This is a genomic window from Mesorhizobium sp. M8A.F.Ca.ET.021.01.1.1 (assembly GCF_003998025.1).
Lineage (GTDB): Bacteria > Pseudomonadota > Alphaproteobacteria > Rhizobiales > Rhizobiaceae > Mesorhizobium.
Genome location: NZ_RZSJ01000620.1, coordinates 1 through 3,527 on the forward strand (window position 1 = coordinate 1; position 3,527 = coordinate 3,527).

Consider the following 3,527-nt stretch of genomic DNA (forward strand, 5'->3'; position numbering starts at 1 on the left):
GGTCTCGAGCGCGCGTTCGGCAATGAGGATCAGCCTGTCGGCCTTGAACGGCTTCTCGATGAAGTCATAAGCGCCGCGACGGATGGCGGAAACCGCCGTTTCGATGTTGCCATGGCCTGAAATCATCACCACGGGCAGGTTGGGGTGCATGGTCTTGATCTCGTCGAGCAACGCCAACCCGTCCAGGCGCGAACCCTGCAGCCAGATGTCCAGGAAGATCAGCCTCGGCGCTCGATCGGCGATGGCCGCCAGGGCGCTGTCGGCATCGAATGCCGTACGGGTTTCATGACCCTCGTCACTCAGGATGCCCGCGACGAGTTCACGGATGTCTTCCTCGTCATCGACGATGAGAATATCAGACGCCATTACCGACCTTTTCAGTTTCTCTTTCGTGGTCCGCCCTGCTTTCGCCGCGCGGCGGCGCGCCGGTCGCGGGCGGCAGGACGATGCTGATCATCGCGCCGCGCCCGCCATGGAAATCCGCGGGCGCGTCATGGAGTTCCAGCCTGCCGCCATGGTCCTCCACGATCTTCTTGACGATAGCGAGACCAAGCCCAGTGCCCTTTTCACGTGTGGTCATATAGGGCTCCAGCAAGCGTTGGCGATTCTCGCGCGGCAGGCCTTTGCCATTGTCGATGACGTCGATGCGAATCGCGCCATTCTGGCGGCCGGCTTGAATCCGGATTATGCCGTGCGAACCGTCCTTCTGTTCCAGCCCGTCGATCGCCTCGGCGGCATTCTTGATCACATTGCCGAAGGCCTGAGCCATCAACCGGCTGTCGAAAGTGCCCTTGAGCGGTTCGTTGCCGAATATCCGCTCGAAGGTGATGTCGGCACGGCTGACTTCGACCAGGAAAGAGGCCTCGCGCAGCGATTCGCGCAGGTCGATGGCTTTCATCTCGGGCTTTGGCATGCGCGCGAAGGCCGAGAACTCGTCGACCATGCGGCCGATGTCCTCCACCTGCCGGATGATGGTGTCGGTACACTGGTCGAAAACTTCGCGGTCTTCGGTGATGACCTTGCCGTAGCGGCGCTTGATACGCTCGGCGGAAAGCTGGATCGGGGTCAGCGGGTTCTTGATCTCGTGGGCGATGCGCCGCGCCACATCTGCCCAGGCGGACGAACGCTGGGCCTGAACCAGATCGGTGATGTCGTCCACCGTCACGACATAGGATTTTTCCTCCGAGCCGTCATCGCCTGCCTCGATGGTGACCTGCACGTTAAAGGTCCGCTCGGCGCCGGCTCGATAGAAAGTCACCTGCTCGCGATAGACAGGTTTGCCGGACTTGCGGCCGATCTCGAAGACACGGCCGACATGCGGGAGGACCGCGGAAAGGTTTTGCCCGAGCGCCGCGCTGGCGGAAATGGCCAGCATCGATTCGGCAGAACGGTTGACGATGGTGATGATGCCGTAAGGGTCGACGCCAATGACGCCGGCGGTGACACCGGCAAGCACGGCTTCGGAAAAACGCCGCCTCTCGTCGATCAGGTCCTTCGCCGACAGAATCTCGTTGCGCTGTGATTTGAGCTCCAGCAGCATCTTGTTGAACGTATCGCCAAGCGAGGCGACATCGCCATCGGATGGCCGCACCGGCACCGCAACGTCGAGATTGCCGGTCGCGACTTCGTCGGCAGCGCCGATCAGCTGACGGATTGGCCGCACCAGCCGGTCGGCAACAGCGATGCCGGTCCAGATCGCCGACAGGATGATGATCAAGGTGAGTGACAAATAGGGCAGCGCAAATGCCACTTGCGAGGTGCGCCTGTTATCCTCGAGATTGCGATACTCGTCGGTGTTGGACCTGACGATCTGCCGCGCCTTGATCACCTCGGGGTCGACAAGTCGGATAGTGTAGAGATAGAGGCCCTCGATCTCCCGCAGCTTGACGATGGCGCCCATGATGTTGCGCGTGCGCGGCTCGATCAGCACCGGCTTGCCGTCTGTGGCGGTGGCAACCGCTCCTTCCGGCGGTTCCGGCATGGCAAAATCGGCATCGGTCTTGGCGCTCATGACGAAGGAGCCGTCGGGCTTGATCAGCGCGGCATGCGCCAGCGAGCGGCCCACGGCTTCCTTGTTCATGAGGTCGAGAAAGCCGGTGCGATCGAGGCCGTAGAGCGTGCGGGACGAATCGAGATCATAGGCCATCGACAGCGTCGTGCCCTGCAGATTGCGGGCGTTCTCCTGCACATAGGCGTCGGCGATCGACAGTGAAGAATTGACGATCGTCTTGGTGCGAATCTCGAACCAGCGATCAAGGCCGATATCGAGCGTTATCGAGGCGATGATCGCCACCATGATGGCGGGAATGGCGGCAACCAGCGCGAACATGGCAACGATGCGCACATGCAGCCGAGAAGCCGCCTTGCCATGGCGGCGCGCCATGACGATGCGATGCACCTCCCGCCCGACCAACGCGATGAGAACGAGCACGAAGGCGGCGTTGAGCGCGATCAGCGCCCAGGTCGTCTTGGCGTCAGGCGCAATCGGCGTCGCTCCGACCAGGATGGCGAACGAGATAGCCGCCATGACCAGGGCACCGACGACCGCCACCACGCCGGGCAGCGCCAGCAGCCGGCGCCCGTCGCGCGCGCCAGGTTCGCTGAAAAGCGGTTTGTTGAGTACAGGTGCCTGCGGAGCCATGTCGCCGTCTAGAGCCAGTGATTGCGTCGGATCTATGCAATGCATTGTGGCGATTATGCAACAAGTGTGACAGCAGCGGGACTCTTTCCCCGTTCGGTCCCCTGAAAAGATCGTGTGCTTGGCGCGGGCTCAGGTCTGGCGGGAGGACTTGTAGACGTTGACGCCCAACTCGCGAATCTTCTTGCGCAGGGTATTGCGGTTGAGGCCCAAAAGCTCCGCGGCCTTGATCTGGTTGCCGCGGGTTGCCGTCATCGAAGCCAGCACCAAGGGATATTCGACCTCGGACAGAATGCGCTCGTAGAGACCGGCAGGCGGCAATTCGCCTGCAAAGGAGGCGAAATAGCGCTGCAGGAAGTGCTCCACCGCCTGGCCGATGGAAAGATCGTCGGGAATGAGGTTGCCGGCGCCCGGTACCACCGGGCGCTCGCCTGTCTTGAGTTCCGCCTCGATGATCTCGGCGGAGATCTCGTCCTGCGAATAAAGCGCGGCGAGCCTGCGAACGAGGTTTTCCAGCTCGCGCACATTGCCTGGCCAGGGATAGCGCTTCATCAGCTCGATGCCGCCGGAAGAGATGCGCTTGGTCTGCAGCCCCTCCATCTCGCCAAGCTTGAAGAAATGGCGCACCAGGTCGGGCACATCCTCGGAGCGTTCGCGCAGCGCCGGCAACCTGAGCGGCACGACGTTGAGACGGTAGAAGAGGTCCTCGCGGAAGAGGCCCTGGTTGATCAGCGTGCGCAGGTCCTTGTTGGTTGCGGCAACGATGCGCACATCGGTCTTGATCGGCGTGCGGCCGCCGACCGTCGTGTACTCGCCCTGCTGCGCGTCCTGCAGCAGGCGCGTCTGCGCCTCCATCGGCATGTCGCCGATCTCGTCGAGGAACCTGTCT

General features: G+C 62.3%; 3 protein-coding genes. All 3 read right to left on the minus strand.

What is annotated here, in order from left to right:
* The coding region (locus EOA36_RS30925; RefSeq protein ID WP_145969391.1) for a response regulator at nucleotides 1-366 on the minus strand (366 nt) is incomplete at its 3' end.
* On the minus strand, nucleotides 356-2,641 hold the full coding sequence (locus EOA36_RS30930; protein ID WP_167531435.1) for a PAS domain-containing sensor histidine kinase: 2,286 nt from the start codon (nucleotides 2,639-2,641) through the stop codon (nucleotides 356-358). The genes EOA36_RS30930 and EOA36_RS30925, both read right to left, overlap by 11 nt.
* 129 nt (nucleotides 2,642-2,770) lie before the next feature.
* Nucleotides 2,771-3,527 (minus strand): sigma 54-interacting transcriptional regulator (locus tag EOA36_RS30935; RefSeq protein ID WP_189553443.1); only part of this gene is annotated, 757 nt, incomplete at its 5' end.